Source organism: Lysobacter yananisis (assembly GCF_031199375.1).
Taxonomy (GTDB): Bacteria; Pseudomonadota; Gammaproteobacteria; order Xanthomonadales; family Xanthomonadaceae; genus Lysobacter; species Lysobacter yananisis.
Genome location: NZ_CP133568.1, coordinates 199,721 through 221,927 on the forward strand (window position 1 = coordinate 199,721; position 22,207 = coordinate 221,927).

Genomic DNA, 22,207 nt, shown 5'->3' on the forward strand with positions numbered 1-22,207 from the left:
TCGCGATCCGAGGAAAAACAAAATCAAGATGGGTTCCGGCTTTCGCCGGAATGACGGTGTGCTGGAGCGACGCCACACGGCGCCACACTGCGCTGCGTGGCGCCGCGCTATGCCACCCCGCGCCGCTACGCCTCGCCGCGGCGCGCGACGATCAACTCGTCGATCGCGTCGGCCAGCATCGCGCCGGTCACCGGCTTGCGCAGGAAACGGTCGAAGCCGGCCTGCGCCGCCTGCGGTTCGGCGTCGGCGTCGGCGCGCGCGGTCACCGCCACCAGCGGTTGCGCGAAGCCCTGCGTGCGCAGTTGCCGCGCCAGGTCCAGGCCGTTGATGCCCGGCAGGTCGAGGTCGAGCAAGGCGATGTCGAAACGCGCGGTCGCCACTTCGGCCAGCGCCGCCAAGCCGTTGCCGACATGGGTGACGCGGTGGCCGTGGGTGCGCAGCAGGCCGGCGATGACTTCGGCCACGGTGGCGTCGTCCTCGACCAGCAGGATCGCCAGCGGCCCGGCATGCGGCCGCGCGACCGCGCGCGCGCCGCCATCGGCACCGGCGCCGGCCGGCGGTTCGGCGTTGGACAGCGGCAGGTCGAACACGAAGCGCGCGCCTTGGCCGGGTTCGCTGTAGACCGCGATCTCGCCTTCCATCGCCGCCGCCAGCTCCTGGCTGATCGCCAAGCCCAGGCCGCTGCCGCCGTAGCGCGCGGCGGTGCGCGCGCCCTCGGCCTGCTCGAAGCGACGGAACAGGCGCTGCTTCTGTTCTTCGTTGAGGCCCGGACCGGTGTCGCTGACCTCGAAGCGCACGCCCTGCGGGGTCAGCCGTTCCACGCGCAGGCCGACGGTGCCGGAGTCGGTGAACTTGATCGCGTTGCCGAGCAGGTTCAGCAATACCTGGCAGACCCGGCTGGCATCGCCGCGCAGGCCGCGCGGCACGTTCGCGGCGACCTCCACCTCGAACGCCAGTCCGCGCTGCTGCGCCAGCGGCCGCATCAGGTCGGCCGCCTGCGCCACCAGCGCGCGCAGGTCGAAGGGTTCGTGCGCGAGTTCGAGCTTGCCCGATTCGATCCGCGCCAGATCCAGTGCGTCGTTGACCAACCGCAACAGATGTTCGCCGGCGCGGCGGATCGATTCGGTGTAGCCGCGCTGCTTCTGATCCAGCGGCGTGTCCAGCAACAGCTCGCTCATGCCGAGCACGCCGGTCATCGGCGTGCGCACCTCGTGTCCCAGCGTCGCCAGGAACCGGGTCTTGGCCAGCGACGCCTGCTTCGCCACTTCGCGCTCGTGCTCGGCGCGCTGCCAGGCCAGCCGGCGCTGCAGGCGGTTGCGGTGGGCCATCAGGATCCATGCCAGCAGCAGCGCCAACAGCGCCATCGCGGCGGCCACCGCCCACCAACTCCACCACCACGGCGAGTCGACCCGCAACTGGACCGTCAGCGGCGGCGACCACACGTTGTCGGCGGTCTTGGCCATCACCTGCAGGCGGTAATCGCCGGGCGAGAGTTGCGAGAACACGCGCTCGCCGCTGGCGCCGACGTCGACCCAGCCCGGATCGAAACGGCTCAAGCGGAAGCGGTAGCGGTTGTTCTGCGAATTGTTGAACGACAGCAAGCGGGCGACGATGCGCAGATCGCGGTCGCCGTCGGCGACGAACACCGAAGGCACCCGCCCGGGCAGCGCCTTGCGCGGGTCGGCGTCTTCGGTCGGGAATGCGACCTTGCGGCTGCCGCGGCGCACTTCGATGCTTTCCACGATCAGCGTCGGCGCAGCGCGGCTGGGCTTGACCATCGCCGGATCGAACAGCACCAGGCCCTCGGGGCTGCCGATCAGCAGGCGGCCGTCGCCCGGGCGCGCCACCGGCGCGCGCGCGAATTCCTGGCTCGGCAGGCCGTCCTTGACCCCATACACCCGCGCCGTGCGCGCATACGGATCCACCCGCACCAGGCCGCGCTTGCTGGTCATCCACACCAGGCCGTTGGCGTCCACCGCCAGGCCGCGCACTTCCGTCGCCGGCAGGCCGTCGCGCACGTCCAGGCCGAAATCGCGGTGCAGGCGCTTGCCGTCCCAGCGATAGGCGTCGAGGGTGCCGAAGCCGCCCAGCCACATGCGCTGGCCGTCGGCGAAGACGAAGCTCTGGATCGCGCCGCCCGGCGCCAGCCCCGGCACCGGCACGAACCGGCGCTCGCCATCGTCCCAGCGCAGCAGCGCGGAACCGGCGGACAGCCACAGCGAGCCGTCGGGGCCGTGGCCGCCGAACGGGATGACCACGTTGGCCGGCAGGCCGCGTTCGCCGGCGTGCAGGGTCTCGCGCACCCGGCCTTCGCCGTCGCGCGCCTGCACTTCGCCGGCGCTGCCGATCAGCCAGACCAGTTCGCCGCTTTCGATCAGGTCGACCGAACCGGTGATCGCGCGGTCCTCGCCGCGGTCCATGTGCCAGGTGCGGATCGCCCGGGTCGCCGGGTCGATCCGCGCCAGTCCGCCGTACCAGGTCGTCCACACCTTGCCGCGGCGGTCGGCGAGCACGTGGTAGAGCACGATGCCGCCGCTGAAGCCCTTGGCCACGTGCGCGATCGCGCCGGTTTCCGGGTCGAGCTTGTCCAGCGCGCCGCCGCTGCCGACCAGCCACATGTCGCCGTCGCCGGCCGGGGCGATGCCGCGCACGTAGCCGTTGGCCATCGAGGCCGGATCGTCGACGCGCCGGATCAGCACCGAGAACTGGCGCCAGTTCGGCGGCAGGTACCACAGGCCGTGGCCGTTGCTGCCGAACCACAGGCCGCCTTCGCGGTCCTCGTAGGCGCCCGACCAGTTCGGCCGCACCAGGCCCTGGCTGGTGGCGCTGAACAACGGAACCACTTCGATCCCGTCCACGCCGCCCACGCCCAGGCCCTGCGGCAGGTCGAACCAGTACTGCCCGGCGCGGTCGCGCGCCAGCACGTCCATGACCGCGTACTTCGACGCGAACGCCGACCACGGATCGGCGCGGTAGCGGCCGTCCGGCGTGCGCAGGCCGACGCCGCCGGTGGTGCCGAACCAGACCGCGCCGTCGCGCTCGAAGCCGATCGAATTGAGGATGTTGGACTTCAGCGCGCCGGCCGGCACGCGTTCGAAATCGCGCCCGGTCCAGCGCGCCGCGCCGTCGCGGGTGCCGACCCACAGCCCTCCGTCGGGGGCGACGCTGAGCGCGACCACGCCTTCGCCGGGCAGGCTGCGCGGATCGCCCGCGCGCGGCATGAAGCGCTGGATCTGGCCGTCCTCGCCCATGCGGTACAGGCCGCCGCGCTCGGTGCCGAACCACAGCGCGCCGTCGGCGGTGGAGACGATCGACCACACGCAGTCGTCGTCGAGGATCGGGGTGTTGCTGCGGTCGAAATAGGTCCAGCGCTTGCGCTGCGCGTCGAGCATGGCCATGCCGCCCTGGGCGGTGCCGACCCAGACCCGGTTGCGCGCGTCCACGTGCACGGTCCACACGAAGTTGTCGCGCAGGCCCTGTTCGCGCTGCCAGATCCGGTAGCCGGTGCCGTCGTAGCGCGCCAGGCCCTCGCTGGTGGCGATCCACAGATAGCCGTGGCGGTCCTCGGCGATGCGGTTGATGGTGTTCGACGGCAGGCCGTCGGCGACGGTGAGCTGGCGCGGGCGCGGCGTTTCCGGCAGCCCGGCGACGGCCGGCGCGGCGGCCAGCGCGGCCAGCAGCGCGAGCGCGGCGACGGCGGCGCGCAGTCCGGCGGCGGCGCGCAGCCACGCGCGTGCCGGCGCGGGCGCGACGGCGCGGATGCGCGGGCCGGCGCCGGCGCGGCTCATGGCGCGTCCGCCGCGTCGACGACGCGCTCGATGGCTTCGGCCAGCATCGCGCCGGTCACCGGCTTGCGCAGGAACAGGTCGAACCCGGCGCGGCGCGCCTGCGGCTCGGCGTCGGCGTCGGCGCGCGCGGTCACCGCCACCAGCGGCTGCGCGAAACCCTGCACGCGCAGTTGCCGGGCGAGGTCGAGGCCGTTGATGCCGGGCAGGTCGAGATCGAGCAGGGCCAGGTCGAAGCGCGCCGTCGCGGTTTCCGCCAGCGCCGCCAGGCCGTTGGCGACATGGGTGACGCGATGGCCCTGCGCGCGCAACAGGCCGGCGATCACCTCGGCCACGGTGGCGTCGTCCTCGACCAGCAAGATCGCGCGCGGCACGCTGCGCTCGGGCGCCACCGGCACCCGCGGCGAGTAACGGTCGCGCGGTTGCGACGGCGCCGGCGCCGCGGCCGCCGGCAGCGGCAGGTCGAGCACGAAGCGCGCGCCCTGCCCGGCCTGGCTGACCACGCTGACCTGACCGTCCATCGCCGCGGCCAGTTCCTGGCAGATCGCCAGGCCCAGGCCGCTGCCGCCGTAGCGCGCCGCGGTGCGCGCGCCTTCGGCCTGTTCGAAGCGGCGGAACAATCGCGCCTTCTGTTCGTCGTTGAGGCCCGGCCCGGTGTCGCTGACTTCGAAGCGCACGCCCTGCGGCGACAGCGCCCGCACCCGCAGGCCGACCCGGCCGTGCTCGGTGAACTTGATCGCGTTGCCGAGCAGGTTCATCAGGATCTGGCTGACCCGGTGCGGATCGCCGCGCAGGCCCGGCGGCGCGTCGTCGGCGATCTCGACCTCGAACGCCAGCCCGCGCTGGCGCGCCAGCGGCTGCATCAGCCCGGCCGCTTCCTCGACCAGCGCGTGCAGGTCGAACGGGCGGTCCTGCAGTTCCAGCCGGCCCGATTCGATCCGGGCCAGGTCGAGCGCGTCGTTGACGAGGCGCAGCAAGTGCTCGCCCGCGCGCTTGATCGACTCCGTATATCCGCGCTGCTTTTGATCCAGCGGCGTATCCAGCAGCAACTCGCTCATGCCGAGCACGCCGGTCATCGGCGTGCGCACCTCGTGCCCCAGCGTCGCCAGGAACCGGGTCTTGGCCAGCGAGGCCTGCTCGGCCACCTCGCGCTTGTGCACCGCCAGCTGCCACGCGCTGCGCCGGCCCAGGCGACGCCGGTAGGCGACCGCGACGATGCCGATCAACACGATGCCGAGCACGGTGAACACCAGCTGCGCCCAGGTCGAGCGCCACCACGGCGGCTTGACCCACAGTTCGAACGCGACCGGCTCGGACCAGATGCCGTCGGCGCCGGCGGCCTTGACCAGCAGCCGGTACTCGCCCGGGTCCAGGCGCGAGAACACCCGCTCGCCGTTGGCGCGCTGCTCGATCCAGTCCGGGTCGTAGCCTTCCAGCTTGAAGCGGTAGATGTGCGAGCGCGGGTCCAGGAACGACATCAACCGCGCGACCACGCGGAAGTCGCGGTCGTCGGATTCCAGCTGCACGCCGCCGCCGGCCGGCGACAGCGCCCAGTCGTCTTCCTCGCGGCGCACGCTGAGGCTCTCCAGCGACAGCCGCGGCGGCCGCGCGCTGGGGAACGGCGTGTCCAGGTCGAACAGGACCATGCCGTCCAGCGACAGCGCCGCGGCGATGCCATCGGCGTTGCGGTGCGGCGTGGTCCGGGTCAGTTCGACGTTGGGAATGCCGTCGCCGAGGCCGAACAGGCGCAGCCGGCGCGCGTCGGGCGAGACCATCAGCAGGCCGCGCGCGGTGGTCGCCCAGACCGTGCCGTTGCGGCTGGCCAGCAGGCCGGACACGTTGGTGTCGGGAAAGTCGTTGGTGTTGTCGATGCGCCGTTCCAGGCTGAGCTTGCCGTCCTTCCAGCGATACGCCTCGAGCGCGCCGGTGCGCGCCAGCCACAGCCGCTGCGGGCCGGCGAAGGTCATCGCCTGGATGTCGCCGAACTCGCCGCCGGGCACCGCGACGAAGCCGTCGCCGTCCCAGCGGTGCAGGCCGGTGCCGCCGGCGAACCAGAGCTGGCCGTCGGGGCCGGGGCGGAAGGTGCCGGGGCTGGTCAGGAAGCCGGCGGTGGCGAGCGTGCGCTCGATCGGCCCGCGCGGCAGTTCCTCGCCGTCGGCGCTGTAGCGGTGCACGCTGCCGTCCGACAGCCAGATCCACAGCCCGCCGTCGGGCTGCTCGTGCAGGAACCACACCGTGCCCTGCAGGCGCGGGCGCTTGGGGTCCAGCGGCCAGCTGCGGCCCTGGCCGCTGGCCGGGTCGAACAGGACCAGGCCGCCGGAGTGGCCGATCCACAGCCGCCCGTCCGGGCGCGCGTAGAGCGTGTGCATCCACTTCAGGCCGAGCTCGCGGCTGGACGCCACCGGTTCCAGCGTGCCGCTGCCGGCGCGCAGGCGGTACAGGTCGGTCGCGGTGAGCATCCAGAAGCCGCCGTCGCCGTCGGGGGCGACGTCGCGCGCGTCGAGCCGGTCGATCTGGCGGCCGCCGACCGAGGTCACCGAGGCGAAGCGGTTCCAATCCGGCGGCAGGTAGACCAGCCCCTGCGAATAAGTGACCAGCCAGATGCCGCCTTCTTCGTCGCGCAGCATCTGCAGCACGCCGCTGCGGTAGTCCCACAGGCCGTCGCCGGCGTCGTCCTGGAGCAGGCGCACGTTGTCGTCGGCGTCGACCCGGTACAGGCCGGCGGTGGTGCCGATCCAGCGGCCGCCGGACAGGTCGCTGATCACGATGGCGTTGCCGGCGTCCTCGCCGAGCTTCCACGGCGGCCGGGTCATGCGGTCGTCGGCGCTGAGCCGGAACAGGCCGCCGCTGGTGCCGACCCAGATCGAACCGTCGGCTTCCTGCGACAGTTCGCCCACGCCGAGGCCGGCGGTCTCGTCGCGGCCGATGCGTTCGAAGCGGCCTTGGTCGTAGCGCGCCAGGCCGTTGGCGGTGCCGACCAGCAGGCGCCCGCGCGGATCGGCCATCAACGCGGTGACCGGCCCGCGCGGCAGCCGCGCGGCGGCGCCGGCGCCCGGCACGAAACGCTCGACGCTGCGGCCGTCGGAGGCGATGCGGCACAGCAGGCCGTCGGAGGTCGCGGTCCAGATGGCGCCGTCCGGCGTGCCGGTGAGGAAGGTGACGTTGTCGCTGCAGTTGGCGTTGGCGCCGTCGAAGGAAATGCGCTCGAATTCCTTGCGGTCGGCGCCGAGCCAGCTCAGGCCGTCGCGGCTGGCGACCCAGATGCGGTCGCCCGAATCGATGTAGAGGTCTTCGAGCATGTTGTCCGGCAGCGAACCGGACAGGCCGATGACGTGGCGCCACAGGGTGAACTCGACGCCGTCGTAGCGCGCCAGGCCGTCCTCGGTGGCCATCCACAGATAGCCCTGGTGGTCGAGTTCGGCGGCGACCACCGACTTGGGCAGGCCCTGTTCCTGGCCGAAACGGCGGAAGCGCGGCGTTTCCGGCAGGCGCGCCTGGGCCTGTTCGACGCACTGCACCGCGCACAGCGCCAACAACAGGAGCAGGCCACAACAACGTCCCAGCACGGGGCTCCTCCTGGAACGCGAGCGATTGAGTGCCGGTAAGGCCGGTGCGCGTATCGTCGCAACGGGGGGGAGCGGGCGCAAGCGCGCGGCCTCGGCGCCGAATGCGGTGGCGGTCACAACCGCGCGGCGGCTGAGCGCAAAGCGTCGGGCCTGAAGGCCCTCCCACAAGAGCAAAGGCCCTCCCACAAGAGCAGAGGCCCTCCCACTAGAGCCAGGCCCTGCCCGCAATGCCGCCGGCCCCGCGTCGTTTCAGGCCCGATGCTGTTGTGGGAGGGCCTTCAGGCCCGACGCTTTCGGCTCAGCCCGCCCTCACGCCTCGCGCTCGAACAACGCCCGCAACACCTCGGCCAGCATCGCGCCGGTCACCGGCTTGCGCAGGAAGCGGTCGAAGCCGGCCTTCGCCGCCTGCGGTTCGGCGTCGGCGTCGGCGCGCGCGGTCACCGCCACCAGCGGTTGGGCGAAGCCTTGCGCACGCAACTGCCGGGCGAGGTCGAGGCCGTTGATGCCCGGCAAGTCGAGATCGAGCAGGGCCAGGTCGAAGCGCGCGGTCGCCACTTCGGCCAGCGCGGCCAGGCCGTTGGCGACGTGGGTGACGCGGTGGCCCTGGGTGCGCAGCAGCCCGGCGATCACCTCGGCCACGGTCGGATCGTCCTCCACCAGCAGCACCGCGCGCGGCCCCACGTGCGGCCGCGCCAGCTTCGGTTCGTTCGCCGCGGCGCTGTGCGCCGGCGGCTCGGCCTGCGCCAGCGGCAGGTCGAACACGAAACGCGCGCCCTGCCCCGGCTCGCTGTGCACCGCGATCAGGCCTTCCATCGCCGCCGCCAGTTCCTGGCTGATCGCCAGGCCCAGGCCGCTGCCGCCGTAGCGCGCCGCGGTGCGCGCGCCCTCGGCCTGCTCGAAGCGACGGAACAGGCGCTGCTTCTGTTCCTCGTTGAGGCCCGGGCCGGTGTCGCTGACCTCGAAGCGCACGCCCTGCGGGCTCAGCCGCTCCACCCGCAACCCGACCGTGCCGGCATCGGTGAACTTGATCGCGTTGCCGAGCAAGTTCAGCAGGATCTGGCAGACCCGGCTGGGATCGCCGCGCAAGCCGGCCGGCGCGGCGGCGTCGACCTCGACTTCGAAACGCAGCCCGCGCTGTTGCGCCAGCGGCCGCATCAGGTCGGCCGCCTGCGCCACCAGCGCGCGCAGGTCGAAGGGTTCGTGCGCGAGTTCGAGCTTGCCCGATTCGATCCGCGCCAAGTCCAGCGCGTCGTTGACGAGGCGCAGCAAGTGCTCGCCGGCGCGGCGGATCGATTCGGTGTAGCCGCGCTGCTTCTGATCCAGCGGCGTGTCCAGCAGCAACTCGCTCATGCCGAGCACGCCGGTCATCGGCGTGCGCACCTCGTGTCCCAGCGTCGCCAGGAACCGGGTCTTGGCCAGCGAGGCCTGCTTCGCCACTTCGCGCTCGTGCTCGGCGCGCTGCCAGTTGAGCCGCCGCGCCAGCCGCCGCCGGTACGCCATCGTCGCCCACCACGCCGCCAGCGCGATCAGTCCCAGCAGCGCCGCCAACGCCGGCGGCGTGCGCCACCACGGCGGCCGCACGTTGAATTCCAGGGTCCGCTCCAGCGCGGCGTTGCCGTTGGCGTCGACCGCGCGCGCGCGCAGCACGTAGCTGCCCGGCGGCAGGCCGGCGAACACCCGCTCGCCGCTTTCGCCGACCGCGACCCAGTCGCTGTCGTAGCCCTCCAGCCAGGTGTAGTAGCGGTTGGCCTGCGGATCGTCGAAGGACAACAGGCGCAGTTGCACGCGCATCTCGCGGTCGTCCGGCGCCAGCGTCGGCAGCGCTTCGTAGCGCGAGGCGCGCTCGGAACCCGACGGCCGCACCGGCCGGTGCAGCGGCAGCGGCACCCAGCGGCCGTGGCGGCGCACGTCGAGTTGGTGCCACACCAGCCGCGGCTGGCGCGCGGCCGGGTCCGGCCAGGCGGTGTCGATCAACACCACGCTGCCGTCCGACAGCGACGCGGCCAGGGTGCCGTCGGCGGTCAGCACGCTGGTGCGGCGCAGGAATTCCTGGCTGCTCATGCCGTCCTGCACGCCGAAGCGGCGCAGGCGCTGGGTCTTGGGGTCCCAGCGGAACAGGCCGCGCGCGGTCGGCAGCCACAGCCGCCCGTCGCGATCGCGGAACAGGCCCGTGCCTTCGACCGCCGGGATGCCGCGCTCGACCCCGGCGCGTTCGCGCAGCAGCCAGCGCCCGCCTTCGCGGCGGTAGTGCTCCAGGCCGTTGAGGCGCTGCAGCCACAGGCTGTCGGCGTTTTCGAACACGAAGCCGAACACGCGGTCGCGCGGCAGGCCCGGCACCGCGACCATGACGTTGCGCGCGCCGTCGCGGCGCAGCAGGCCTTCGCCCGAGGCGATCCACAGCGCGCCGTCGGGAGCGAAGCCGATCGCGTCGAAGTCGCCGTTGCCGATGCCCTGCTGCGGACCGACCGCGACCGTGGACAGCACCTTGCCGGTGTCGGGATCGCGCTGTTGCAGGCCCTGGGTGAGGTAGGAAATCCACAACGTGCCGTCGGGCGCGATCGCGACCCGGTCGGGTTCGCCGGGCAACACCGGGTCCTGCGCCGAATCGTCGCTCCAGTCGCGCCACGCGCCGGAGGGATCGATCCGCACCAGGTTGTTGCGGCTGGTGGCGATCCACAGCCGGCCGCGGCGGTCCTCGACCGCGGTGTTGGGAATGCCGCCCTTGCCGAGCGCGTCGTGCGGGCCGTCGGCGACCGGCTCGACCACGCCGTCCTGGCCGAGCCGCTCGATCTCGCCGCGCGCGCCGATCAGCCAGAAGCCGCCGCGCGCCGACGGCGCCAGCGCGGTGTACAGCTCGCTGCTGAGGGTGCCGCGCTCGCGCGAATACTGGGCGATGCGGCGCCAGTCCGGGCGCAGGTAGCCCACGCCGACGCCGGCCAGCGGGAACCAGAACGAGCCGTCGTCCTGGCCGAGGATCTGCTGCACCGGCCGCGCCGGCCGCGCCGGGCCCAGCGCCATCGGCGCCGGCACCGTCTGCGGCGTGGCCCGCCAGATGCTGCGCTGGGTGCCGATCCAGAAACTGCCGTCGCGGTCCGGCGCCAGGCTCAGCACCGCGTTGAGCTGGGCGAACATCACCGAATAGTCGGGATCGCTCCAGCGCCCGTCGCGCTCGCGCCGGTGCAGGCCGCTCTTGCTGCCGACCCACAGCGCCTCGCCGACCGGCGCCACGGTGAACACCCACGGCGCCGGGTCCTCGCCGGGCAGGGACAGGCGCTCGAAATCGCTGCCGGTCCAGCGCGCCAGGCCCTTGAACGTGCCGATCCACAACTCGCCGCGGTCGTCGAAGGCCAGCGACAGCACGGTCGAGGACGGCAGGCTGCGCGGGTCGCCGTCCTTGGGCATGAAGCGTTCGATCCGGCCGTGGCGGTCGATCCGGTGCAGGCCGCCGCCGTAAGTGCCGAACCAGACCTCGCCGTTGCGGCTGGCCACGCTGAAGGTGTCGTCGCTGCCGATCTGCGGATGCGCGGCGCGGCTGTACTGGACGAAGCCCTCGCGGCGCGCGTCCATCATGCTCAGCCCGCGGCCCTCGGCGGCGACCCAGATGCGGTCGCGGTCGTCGACGGTCACCAGGGCCAGGTCGTTGCCGGGCAGCGAGGCCGGATCGCCGGGCACGTGCCGCCACACCTTCATGCCGACGCCGTCGTAGCGCGCCAGACCGTCGGTGGTGGCCAGCCACAGGTAGCCGGCATGGTCGAAGGCCATGCCGTTGACCTTGCTCGACGGCAGGCCGTCGGCGACGCCGATGATGCGCGCGCGCGGCGCCTCGGGCACGCCGGCCGCGGCCCAGGCGGGCGCGAGCGCGGCCGCCGCCACGGCCACGACGGCCAGGCAGGCGCGCCATCGCGGCCTTTCCCGTATCAGCGCTTGCAGCATCCGGTTCCCTCGCACAATGAAACACGCCGTCCTGGCAGCACGCCGGCTGCGCCGGGATCAGCGAAACTGACGCCTCGCTGACACCCGGCTGACCACATTCTGGCATCCGGATTACGGTTTCGCCGGTCCGGCTGCGACATATTCCCCTGGCATAAGGCTCGGCGATAACCGCATCCGCAGGCAAGTCGCGACACTTCGGCCTTGGCGCGCGCCGCCGGCCCGGCGCATCGGCGCCCCGCGCCGAAACGGATCGTTGCGCGCGCCTGGACACGGCCTTGCGCCGCTGTGCCTAGAATCCCTGCCGAACCTTGCCGGAGCTGCCATGTCTCTCAATCGTCCCTGCGCCATCGTGCTGGCCGCGCTCGTCGCGCTGGCGGGCGCCGCGAGCGCGGCACCGGCGGGCGCGGCACCAGCGGGCGCGCAGCAAGCGGCCGCCGCGCCGGCGGACGCGCGCCAGCCGGCCGCCGCAGCGACGGCCCAGCCGACCGCCACGGCGACGGACGCGCAAGCCGAGACGACGCCCGCCGCCAAGTCCGATCCCGGCACATACGGCTTCGACCCGGTCCACACCCGGGTCATGTTCGCCCTGTCGCATGCCGGCTTCTCCCAGGCCATCGGCACCGTCTCCGGCGCCGCCGGCACGCTGCGCTTCGACCCGGCCGACTGGCGCGGCGCCCGCCTCGACGTGCAGGTGCCGCTGACCCGGCTCAACCTGGGCGACGGCAAATGGAACAAGGCCGCGCTGGCGCGCAACCTGCTCGACGGCAAGCGCTGGCCGACCGCGCGCTTCGTCTCCGAGCGGATCGAACCGGCCGCCGGCGACCCGCAGCGTTTCCAGGTCTGCGGCACCTTGAGCCTGCACGGCGTCGACGGCCCGCTGTGCCTGCAGGTCCGGTTCAACCAGCTCAAGCGCCACCCGCTGCCGCCGTTCCACCGCACCGCGGGCTTCTCCGCGACCGGGACGCTCAGCCGCGCCGCGTTCGGCATCGACGCATGGAAGTCGGTGATCGGCGACGAAGTGGAGTTGCGCATCGAAGCCGAAGCGGTGCGCGACAAATACGTAGGCGATTCGCCCCAGGGCGCGGCCGATGCCGCCGCCGGCGCGGACGCCGCCCCCGATTCCGATTCCGACCCCGATTCCGTGCGACCCGATCCCGCACCGCCCACCCCCGCCAACGCTCAGCCCGAACCGGAGCCCAGCCGATGACCTTGAAGAACACCGCCGACCGATGGGGCGCCGTGAGCCAATCGCTGCACTGGCTGATCGTGCTGTTGATCGCGGCCATCGCGGTCATCGGCCTGACCATGACCGACATGAGCAACGGGCCGTCGAAGATCAAGATCTACGCCCTGCACAAATCGCTCGGCCTGACCCTGCTGGCGCTGGTGGTCGCGCGCCTGTTGTGGCGCGTCTACGCCGGCGCGCCCGGGCCGGTAGCCGGCACCCCGCACTGGCAGGAACGCATCGCCTCGCTGACCCATTGGGCGCTGTACGCGCTGATGTTCGCGCTGCCGCTGTCGGGCTGGCTATTCAATTCCACCGCCGGCTACCCGCTGCAGTACTTCGGCCTGTTCAACCTGCCCAAGCTCGCCGCGCGCAACGAAGAACTGGCCCAGCTGACCCGCACCCTGCACGAAACCGGCTTCTGGGTGCTGCTGGCGCTGGTGCTGGCGCACGCGGCGGCCGCGTTCTACCACCATCTGTTCCAGAACGACGCCACCCTGACCCGGATGCTGCCGGGCGGGCACCGCACGTACGACGCCATCGCCGACGCCGCCAACGGCCACGGCCCGTCCAGCGCCGACGACCGATCCCAGCTTCCGCCCACCCATCCACCCACCGCGTCCGCCCCCGCTTCCCCGGAGAACCGCAATGCGCCTTAAGTCCCTGGCCCTGGCCGCCGCCCTGACCCTCGCCGCCGCCCCGGCCTTCGCCGCCGACTACGTGCAGCAGGCCGGCTCGACCCTGACCTTCGCCACCAAGTACCAGGGCGAGGTGTTCGCCGGCAACTTCCCCGGCTTCACCGCCCGGCTGAGCTTCGACCCGGCCAAGCTGGAAGGCTCCAAGCTCGACGTGGTGATCCCGCTGGCCGGCGCCAATTCCAAGAACGCTGAACGCGACGACACCCTCAAGGGCAACGAATTCTTCGACATCGCCAAGTTCCCGCAGGCGCGCTACACCGCGACCAAGTTCCGCAGCCTGGGCGGCAACAACTACGCCGCCGACGGCAGCCTGACCCTGCGCGGGGTCAGCAAGCCGGTGACCTTGAACTTCACCTGGACCGCGGGCGCCAAGCCGGTGCTGGCCGGCAAGGCCACGGTCAAGCGCCTGGACTTCAACGTCGGCGGCGGCGACTGGGCCGACACTTCGATCATCCCCAACGAAGTGGCGGTGAGCACCAAGGTCACCTTCGCGCCGGGCAGCTGAGCGCTGCCGCGCGACCGAAACGGGGCCCTCGCGGTCCCGTTTTTCTTCGCGATCTCCCTGTAGGAGCGGCGCGAGCCGCGACCGCGACAACGCAACTGCGCCGCAACTTGCGTCGTAGCTGTGTTGTCGCGGTCGCGGCTCGCGCCGCTCCTACAGGGACTTACGGCCGCTCCAACCAGGCCGTCAGCTTCGCCGCATCGAACGGCCAATCCAGCTCGACCCCGCGCGCCTCGTCGCGCAGCACCGGCACCCGCGCACCGTAGCGTTCTTCCAGCGCCGCATCCTCGTCGATGAAGACGCTCTCGAACTCCGGCGCGCGCGCCTGCGCCAGCACCGCCAGGGCCAGGTCGCACAGGTGGCAATCGTCGCGTTGGAACAAAGTCAGCACAGTCGCTCCCTCATCGCTCGCACGCCGGCACGCTCGCGCCGGCGCGCCTCAATGCGCCCAGGTATGGCCGAATCGCGCGCAAGGCGGCGAAAACCCGCCGCGGAGCGCGCGCGGCCGCGCGTAGAATAAGCGGTATACACACCCGCGCGGTGCCGGCGCGACGCGCCGCGCGCGGGCCGCCAGCAACGTCCGACCCCAGTTGGAGCAGCCAAACGTGGCCGTCAGTAGTTTCGACCTGTTCAAGATCGGCATCGGTCCGAGTTCCTCGCACACCGTCGGCCCGATGCGCGCCGCCGCGCGCTTCATCGAGCGCTGGCTGGTGGAAGGCTGCGGCGCCGGCGAGCCCGGCGCCGACCTCGCCCGCACCGCGCGCGTGCGCGCCGAGGTGTTCGGCTCGCTGGCGCTGACCGGTCGCGGCCACGGCACCGACAAGGCGGTGCTGATGGGGCTGGAAGGCCACTGGCCGAACCAGATCGACCCGGACATCATCCCGGCGGCGCTGGAACGCATCCGCAAGACCAAGCGCATCAACCTGTTCGGCCGCCACGAGATCGGCTTCGACGAGAAGCACGATCTGATCATGAACAAGCGGCAGAAGCTGCCGTTCCACACCAACGGCATGCGCTTCACCGCGTTCGACGCCGACGGCAACGTCATCGCCACGCGCGATTACTACTCGGTCGGCGGCGGTTTCGTGGTCAACCAGGACGAAGCGGCCGAAGACCGCATCGTCGCCGACACCACCGACCTGCCCTACCCGTTCCACTCCGGCGACGAACTGCTGGCGCAGTGCGCGCGCAGCGGCCTGTCGATCGCCCAGCTGATGATGGCCAACGAGCGCGTCTGGCGCAGCGACGAGCAGATCAACGCCGGCCTCGACGAAATCTGGGCGGCGATGCAGTCCTGCGTGAGCCGCGGCATCCGCGAGACCGGCACCCTGCCCGGCGGCCTGCACGTCTCGCGCCGCGCGCCGAGCCTGCACGCCGAACTCGCCGCCAAGCCCGAGGCGGCGATGCGCGATCCGCTGACCGTGCTCGACTGGGTCAACCTGTACGCGCTCGCCGTCAACGAGGAGAACGCCGCCGGCGGCCGCGTGGTGACCGCGCCGACCAACGGCGCGGCCGGCATCATCCCTGCGGTGCTGCACTATTACGACCGTTTCTGCCCCGGCGCCAACCTGCAGGGCGTGCGCAACTTCCTGCTGACCGCGGCCGCGGTCGGCATCCTGTACAAGGAAAACGCCTCGATCAGCGGCGCCGAAGTCGGCTGCCAGGGCGAGGTCGGCGTGGCCTGCTCGATGGCCGCCGCCGGCCTGGTCGGCGCGCTCGGCGGCAGCGCGAGCCAGATCGAGAACGCGGCCGAAATCGGTATGGAACACAACCTCGGCCTGACCTGCGACCCGATCGGCGGGCTGGTGCAGATTCCCTGCATCGAGCGCAACGCGATGGGCGCGGTCAAGGCGATCAACGCCTACCGCATGGCCATGCGCGGCGACGGCAAGCACAAGGTCAGCCTGGACAAGGTGATCAAGACCATGCGCGACACCGGCCGCGACATGCAGGACAAGTACAAGGAAACTTCGCGCGGCGGTCTCGCGGTCAACGTCATCGAGTGCTGAGGACGACACCGGCATGGACGCCCCGCAACGACACATCGACGACGGCCGCGGGCTGTGGCGCTACGCCGAGCGGATCGAGGTGCGCTGCCCGCGTTGCGCGCGCGCCGGTCACGTGCGCGCGCCGCGCGGCCAGGACGGCGATGTGCGCTTCGCCTGCGCCGGCTGCGGGTTCGACGCGGCGACGGTCTCGTGCTGCGGCCTGCATGCGGCGCAACGCGACTGGTACGGACCGGTGCGCTTGTACGGCCGGCGGCCCTGCGGCTATTGCGGTCACCAGTGGATCTGCGTCGACCGGGTCCACGACGGCCGGCCCGCGCACCCGCCGCAGCGGCTGAGCGTGCGCTGCCGCGTGTGCGCACGCGACAGCGAAGTCGAGGTGCAGACGACACCGCACCGCGGCCACGAACCGCGCGATCCGCACCTGGGCCTGCCGCTGCTGTTGCTCGAACCCACCCGCCACGGCCTGCTGTGGGCCTACAACGCCGAGCACCTGGACGAACTGCGCCGCTATGTGGCCGCGACCCAGCGCGAGCGCCTGCGCAGCGCCGGCAACGCCTCGATGGTCTCGCGCCTGCCGGCGTGGATGAAACTGGCGCGGCATCGCGGCGCGATGCTCAAGGCGCTGGACCGGCTGCAAGCGCGATTGGGCGCGGACGGCGGTGCCGATGCGCCCGTCGCGACGCCTCCACGCACGGCGTCGCGCGCACACGTCGGCGAATCCGCCGCCCGACGCGCCCGCGCGCAGCGGCGCCGGCGCGGCTGAGATGCGCTGCCTGGTCCTGCCCGGACTCGACGGCGGCGGCGCCTTGCTCGACGACTTCCTCGCCGCGATGCGGCCGCGCCGGGATGCGCATGCGCTGGCCTATCCCGGCGACCCGGCGCTGGGCTACGCGGAGCTGATCGACTGGGTCTGGCCGCGGCTGCCCGCGCACGAACCGTTCGCGTTGATCGGCGAATCCTTCTCCGGCCCGGTCGCGGTCGCGCTCGCTGCGCGGCGGCCGCCGCAGCTCAGGGCGCTGGTGCTGTGCGCATCGTTCGTGCGCGCGCCGCGGCCGCCGTGGTCGCCGCTGGGATTGGCCGCGCTGCCGGCGTGGACCCACCGCCTGCCGCTGCAGCGCGCGCCGCTCGCCGCCGTCGCGCGCGCGGCCTTGGGCCGATGGTCGACGGCGCAGCGTCGCCAGCGCCTGCGCGCCGCGCTCGACGCTTTGGATCCGGCGGTGCTGCGCCGGCGCCTGGGCGAGATCGCCCGCGTCGATGCGCGCGCGGCGCTGGCCGGCGTAACGGTTCCCACTTTGTACCTGCGCGCGACCGCCGACCGGCTGGTCTCGCGCGAAAGCTGGGAAGAGATCCGAAGCGCGCGGCCGCGGACTGAATGCATCGCGCTGGACGCGCCTCACTTCGTGCTGCAGGCCTGCGCCGACGCGGCCGCGGCGCGGATCGGCGATTGGCTGGATCGCGCGAGCGGCCCCGATGCCGGTCGGGCCGATGTTTCGTAGCGAACTGAGCGGAACGCGTCGGGCCTGAAGGCCCTCCCACAAGAGCACGCACCGCCTCACGCTCTCGCCGAGGCTGTTGTGGGAGGGCCTTCAGGCCCGACGCTGTCCGCTCCGGCGCGACATACCCCGCACCGGCGCCCACGCTCTTTCATCCCTCACGCCACATCCCGCGCGCACCGCCCGCCGACGCGCGGACTTCACCGCGTTTTGCCGCGCAGCATGCGCTTACTATGGGCCGAAGCCAGCCGGAGCCCGTCGCTCATGCCAGCCCGCCTAAGCCGCCGCGACTTCCTCAAGTGCAGCGTCATCGCCGGCATCGGCGTCTACGTCGCCGCGCCCGGCAGCGCCGCGCTCGCCGCCCTGTTCGAACGCGAGCGCCTGCGGCCGATGCCCTGGGACCCGGCGACCGGCCGCATCCGCTACCGCACCGACGCCACCGCCAAGGCCAGCGGCGAGAAAATCTTCAGCTTCGACATGCGCTCGCGCGACCTGCCCGGCTGGCCGCGCGAACAAGCCCACGCGATGCTGCTGCGCACCACCCTCGCCGACCGCGCCTACCAAGGCTTCGACCTGTCCTCGCTGCCGGCCGACCTGCGGCCCGACCGCGTCGTCACCGCCGACGATCTCGCCCGCGACCGCGTCGCTTTCCCCGCGTTCTACGGCGAAGACCTGTTGCTGCCGCCGGGCAAGACCCCGGCCTACCTCGGCCAGGCGGTCGCACTGCTGATCTGGAACGACTTCGCCCGCTTCCGCGCGGCCAAGAGCCGGCTCAAGTTCCGTCCCGAGCTGATCCGCTGGGGCGCGCAGACCGGCCCGGTCGAGCGCCCGCCGTGGGCGACGTTCCGCTACGTCCGCGTCGGCGGCACGGACGCCTACGCCGACGACGTCTATTCCAGCTACAAGGACACCGTGCTGTTCCCCACCGGCTACCGCAAGCAGAACCCCGAGTGGGTGCAGGGCGACGCCGGCGGCAAGCTCGACGCGCAGGGCGTGGCGCATGCCGATGCGATGGCGGCCGAACTCGACGCGCCGGCGGCGGGCAAGCTGGTGATCGAACGCGAGTATTTCTCGCAGTCCATCGACACCGCGGCGATGGAACTCGACAACGCCAACGGCTGGTTCGATGCCGAAACCGGCACCGTCCATTTGGTCAGCGCGACCCAGTCGCCGAACGAGATCGCCGAAGACGGCGCGCGCATGCTCGCCGCCACCGGCTTCGGCGTGAAGCGGCTGGTGCTGCACCCGTGCTACACCGTCGGCTACGGCTCCAAGGACCACAACCCGTTCCCGTTCGTGGCGTTGATGGCCGCGCTGTACGGCGGCGGCCGCCCGGTGCGGCTGGCCAACGACCGCTACGAGCAGTTCCAGTCCAGCCTCAAGCGCCACAGCTTCCGCATGCGCTACCGGCTGCAGGCCGACCGCGCCAGCGGCAAGTTCGAGATCTTCCACGGCCGCATGACCGGCGACGGCGGCGGGCGGATGAACTTCTCGCCGTCGGTGTGCCTGGTCGCGGCGACCGCGGCGCAGTCGATCTACTACCTCCCGCGCAGCGACCTCAGCAGCACCGTGATCGCCTCGCGCGCGCTCGACGCCGGCTCGGCGCGCGGCTACGGCACCCTGCAGAGCATGGGCGCGACCGAAATGCTGGTCGACGAGATCGCCGCCGAACTGGGCCTCGATCCGATCGAACTGCGCCTGCGCAACGTGTTCGCCACCGGCATGAAGAACACCCAGGGCGCGATCCCGGCCGGCGCGCAGCGCGCCGACGAAGTGCTGCGCAAGTCGCGCGCGCATCCGCTGTGGACCCGGCGCGAAGCGCGCAAGCGCGAGTACGAGGCCGCGCATCCGGGCAAGCGCTACGGCGTCGGCTACGGCTGCGTGCAGAAGGACTACGGCACCGGCGGCGAGGCCGCGTTCGCCGAAGTCGCGCTGACCGCGCAAGGCCGCATCCGCCTGCGCCACATCGGCATCGAGATGGGCACCGGCATGGCCACCAGCCAGGCCGCGGTGTGCGCGAAGTGGCTCGGCCGCCCGGCCGACGAGGTGCTGACCGGCGAGACCGACTGGGCCGCGCTGCCGATGCGCGCCACCGACGACACCTGGACCATGTCGCAGGCGACCCAGGACGCGCACGTTGGCGATCCGCGCTGGACCCCGAACTACGCCAGCCCGTCCAGCGCCAGCAACTCGGCCTATTTCTTCAGCCACGCCACCCGCGAGGCGGCGCGGCTGGTGTTCACCCAGGGCCTGTGGCCGGCGGCGCTGGCGCTGTGGGGCCAGGGCTACGGCGGCGGCCAGCTGGCGCCGCTGTCGGTGCGGCGCGAGGACGCGCGCTGGGTCGACGGCCGGCTCAGCGCCGGCGGCCTGGCGCCGCTGACGCTGCAACAGCTCGCCGCCAAAGCGTTCGAACTGGGTCTGGCCACCGCCGCGACCGTGCACAGCTTCAACCGCTGGCAATGGGCCGAGGCCGAATTCCCGCTGTCCGGCGACGACGCGCGGCTGCCGCTGGACGGCGTCGCGCTGCGCTGGGGCGACGGCCAAGGCGCCGGCGCCGGCACGCCCACCGCCGAGGGCTATCGCATGATCGAGCGCAGCCGCGCGCATTACCCGCCGACCCAGCGCAACAACGCCGGCGTCACCTATTACGCCGCGATCGGCACTATCGCCGAGGTCGCGGTCGACACCGCCACCGGCCAGATCGAACTGCTCGACCATCATTCGATCCTGGAATGCGGCACGCCGATCGTTCCCGAGCTGGTGTCGAGCCAGCTGCAGGGCGGACTGGCGATGGGCATCGGCCACGCGCTGCACGAATTCCTGCCGCTGTACGAGGACGGGCCGGGCGACGGCAGCTGGAACTTCAACCGCTACCAATTGCCGCGCGCGCGCGACGTGGCGGTGTGGGCGCAGAGCGGCGAGATCCTGCCGCCGCTGTCGCCGTCCGACGCGCCCAAGGGCATGGCCGAGGTGGTGATGATCGCGGTGGTGCCGGCGATCGCCAACGCGGTCGCCCACGCCATCGGCCACCGCTTCCGCGAACTGCCGATCACGCCCGACAAGGTCCAGGCCGCGCTCGCCGCCGCCGAATCCGCGCCGCGCGCGCAGCAGGCCCGCACATGAGCCAGGGCAGCCTGCGCCTGATACCGCTGACGCTGCGGATCAACGGCCGCGACCACGGCCCCATCGACGTGCCCGACGACATGATGCTGGTCGACGTGCTGCACGAGTACCTCGGACTCACCGGCACCCGCTTCGGTTGCGGCCAGGGCGTGTGCCGCGCCTGCACGGTCATCGTCGACGACGAGCAGGGGCCGCGCGAAGTGCGCAGCTGCATCACCGGCGCGCATTACTTCCAGGGCAAGGCGATCCGCACCGTCGAAGGCCACGCCAAGCGCGGCGACGACGGCGCGCTGCTCGAACTGTCGGCGGTGCAGCAGGCCTTCCTCGATCATTTCAGCTTCCAGTGCGGCTACTGCACGCCTGGGTTCGTCAATGCCGCTACGGTCTTGCTCGAACGCCTGGGCAAGCAGGCGGCGCGCGATTACGGGCGCGATGAGGTACGCGCGCTGATTCTCGAAGCGCTCAACCCGCACCTGTGCCGCTGCACCGGCTATGTGCGCTATTACCAGGCGGTCGAGGAACTCGTGCTCAAGCTGCCGACGGTGCGGCTGCGCACGCCGGCGGAGGATTCGCGATGAGCAAGCGCCGCTGGAAACGCCTGATCGCCTGGGTCGTGCTGATCGCGCTGGTGTGGTTCGCGCTGGATTGGCTGGCCGGCTGGTGGTATCGCCGCGGCCCCGCGGTGCGGGTCGACGCTACGCCGGCGCAGATCGAGCGCGGCCGTTATCTGGTCGCCGCGGCCGACTGCGCCGCCTGCCACACCGCCGACGGCGGCGCGCCGTTCGCCGGCGGGGTGCCGCTGGCCTCGCCGTTCGGCGTCATTCACGGCACTAACATCACCCCCGACGCCGACACCGGCATCGGCCGCTACAGCGCCGACGATTTCTTCCACGCCATCACCCGCGGCGAAGCGCGCGACGGCCACCAGCTGTATCCGGCCATGCCCTACGTCTCGTACAAGACCATCGCCCGCGCCGATAGCGATGCGATCTACGCCTACCTGATGACCCGGCCGGCGGTGAAGCGCGAGAACAGCGCCAACGGCGTCGGCTTTCCGTTCAACATCCGCACCGGCATCCACGCCTGGAACCTGCTGTTCGCCGGCGCGCAGGCGCGGCCGGCGTCGCAGGGGCAGTCGCCGCAGTGGAAGCGCGGCGAATACCTGGTCGAAACGCTCGGCCATTGCGGCGAATGCCACAGCCCGCGCGGTTGGCTCGGCCAGGTCGACCGCTCCAAGCCGCTGGCCGGCAACGACGCGCTCGGCCGCTTCGCCGCGCCCGACCTGACCCCGCAAGGCTTGGCGCAGCGCGGCTGGGACCGCGCCGGCCTGCAGGACTACCTCGCCCGCGGCGTCGCCGCGCACGCGGTCGCGTCCGACGAAATGCTCAAGGTGGTGAACCTGTCGACCAGCCGGCTGAGCCAGGACGATGTCGGCGCGATCGCGACCTACCTGCTCGGCGATGCGCCGCCGGCGCCGCTGGCGTTCGCGGGTGCGAATGCAGGTGCAGGTGCGAGCATCGGCGCCGACGGCGCACCCGCGCAGTCGCGCTACTTCGCCTTGTGCGCCGGCTGCCACGGCCGCGACGGCCAAGGCGTGCCGCACGTGGCGCCGGCCCTGGCCGGCAATACCGGCGTGCGCGATCCGAACCCGCACAACCTGATCGTCGCCATTCTGGATGGTTTGCCCGAGCACGATCTGCCCGGATTGGAGCGCATGCAAGACATGCCGGGCTTCGCCGCGCAACTGAACGACCAGGAGGTCGCCGAACTGGCGCAGTGGCTGCGCGCGCGATACGGCGGGCAGAGCGCGCAGGTTTCGGCCGCGCAAGTGAAGGATTTGCGCGAGAGCACTGGCTCGCATTGAAGCTGCGTG

Annotated in this window: 12 protein-coding genes and 1 pseudogene; 9 read left to right on the top strand and 4 right to left on the bottom strand. The window is 72.2% G+C overall.

The features are described from left to right. Positions 1 to 125: 125 nt before the first annotated feature. The 3 genes from RDV84_RS00995 to RDV84_RS01005 form a co-directional block, all read right to left on the bottom strand. Positions 126 to 3,788 (bottom strand): hybrid sensor histidine kinase/response regulator, encoded by a 3,663-nt coding sequence (locus tag RDV84_RS00995; RefSeq protein WP_309152185.1) that lies wholly within the window; start codon positions 3,786 to 3,788, stop codon positions 126 to 128. Then, positions 3,785 to 7,351, bottom strand: a complete 3,567-nt coding sequence (locus RDV84_RS01000) for a hybrid sensor histidine kinase/response regulator (RefSeq protein WP_309152186.1) — start codon at positions 7,349 to 7,351, stop codon at positions 3,785 to 3,787. Before RDV84_RS01000 ends, RDV84_RS00995 begins: the two co-directional genes overlap by 4 nt. 309 nt (positions 7,352 to 7,660) lie before the next feature. Continuing rightward, positions 7,661 to 11,230 (bottom strand): hybrid sensor histidine kinase/response regulator, encoded by a 3,570-nt coding sequence (locus tag RDV84_RS01005; RefSeq protein WP_241833763.1) that lies wholly within the window; start codon positions 11,228 to 11,230, stop codon positions 7,661 to 7,663. Between the two features lie 424 nt (positions 11,231 to 11,654). Here RDV84_RS01005 and RDV84_RS01010 point away from each other — a divergent pair, with 424 nt between their 5' ends. The 3 genes and pseudogenes from RDV84_RS01010 to RDV84_RS01020 all read left to right on the top strand — a co-directional run bounded on the left by RDV84_RS01010 (position 11,655) and on the right by RDV84_RS01020 (position 13,712). After that, entirely contained in the window at positions 11,655 to 12,491 is an 837-nt protein-coding gene (locus RDV84_RS01010; protein WP_425606467.1) for a YceI family protein, read from the top strand. Beyond that, positions 12,488 to 13,030 (top strand): annotated as a pseudogene (locus RDV84_RS01015) (cytochrome b); the annotation flags it as partial. The gene RDV84_RS01010 and the pseudogene RDV84_RS01015, both read left to right, overlap by 4 nt. 127 nt (positions 13,031 to 13,157) lie before the next feature. Next, positions 13,158 to 13,712, top strand: a complete 555-nt coding sequence (locus RDV84_RS01020; RefSeq protein WP_057946549.1) for a YceI family protein — start codon at positions 13,158 to 13,160, stop codon at positions 13,710 to 13,712. A gap of 160 nt (positions 13,713 to 13,872) precedes the next feature. On the opposite strand, the gene RDV84_RS01025 is transcribed toward RDV84_RS01020, so the two are convergent. Further along, complete coding sequence (locus tag RDV84_RS01025) at positions 13,873 to 14,100, bottom strand: glutaredoxin family protein (protein ID WP_309152188.1); 228 nt, start codon at positions 14,098 to 14,100, stop codon at positions 13,873 to 13,875. A gap of 214 nt (positions 14,101 to 14,314) precedes the next feature. On the opposite strand from RDV84_RS01025, the gene RDV84_RS01030 reads away from it, so the two are divergent. From RDV84_RS01030 to RDV84_RS01055, 6 genes are all read left to right on the top strand, one after another. Next, on the top strand, positions 14,315 to 15,718 hold the full coding sequence (locus RDV84_RS01030; protein WP_057946547.1) for an L-serine ammonia-lyase: 1,404 nt from the start codon (positions 14,315 to 14,317) through the stop codon (positions 15,716 to 15,718). 13 nt (positions 15,719 to 15,731) lie between these two features. Beyond that, on the top strand, positions 15,732 to 16,481 hold the full coding sequence (locus tag RDV84_RS01035) for a hypothetical protein (RefSeq protein WP_309152189.1): 750 nt from the start codon (positions 15,732 to 15,734) through the stop codon (positions 16,479 to 16,481). Position 16,482: 1 nt separating this feature from the next. Beyond that, the gene (locus RDV84_RS01040; protein WP_309152190.1) at positions 16,483 to 17,214 is read left to right on the top strand and encodes an alpha/beta fold hydrolase; all 732 of its coding nucleotides are present in this window, start codon (positions 16,483 to 16,485) and stop codon (positions 17,212 to 17,214) included. 261 nt (positions 17,215 to 17,475) lie between these two features. Then, on the top strand, positions 17,476 to 20,334 hold the full coding sequence (locus RDV84_RS01045; protein WP_309152191.1) for a xanthine dehydrogenase family protein molybdopterin-binding subunit: 2,859 nt from the start codon (positions 17,476 to 17,478) through the stop codon (positions 20,332 to 20,334). Next, positions 20,331 to 20,912, top strand: a complete 582-nt coding sequence (locus RDV84_RS01050; protein WP_309152192.1) for a (2Fe-2S)-binding protein — start codon at positions 20,331 to 20,333, stop codon at positions 20,910 to 20,912. The genes RDV84_RS01045 and RDV84_RS01050 overlap by 4 nt, the downstream gene beginning before the upstream one ends. Continuing rightward, on the top strand, positions 20,909 to 22,198 hold the full coding sequence (locus tag RDV84_RS01055; protein WP_309152193.1) for a c-type cytochrome: 1,290 nt from the start codon (positions 20,909 to 20,911) through the stop codon (positions 22,196 to 22,198). The genes RDV84_RS01050 and RDV84_RS01055 overlap by 4 nt, the downstream gene beginning before the upstream one ends. The last annotated feature ends 9 nt before the right edge of the window (positions 22,199 to 22,207 follow it).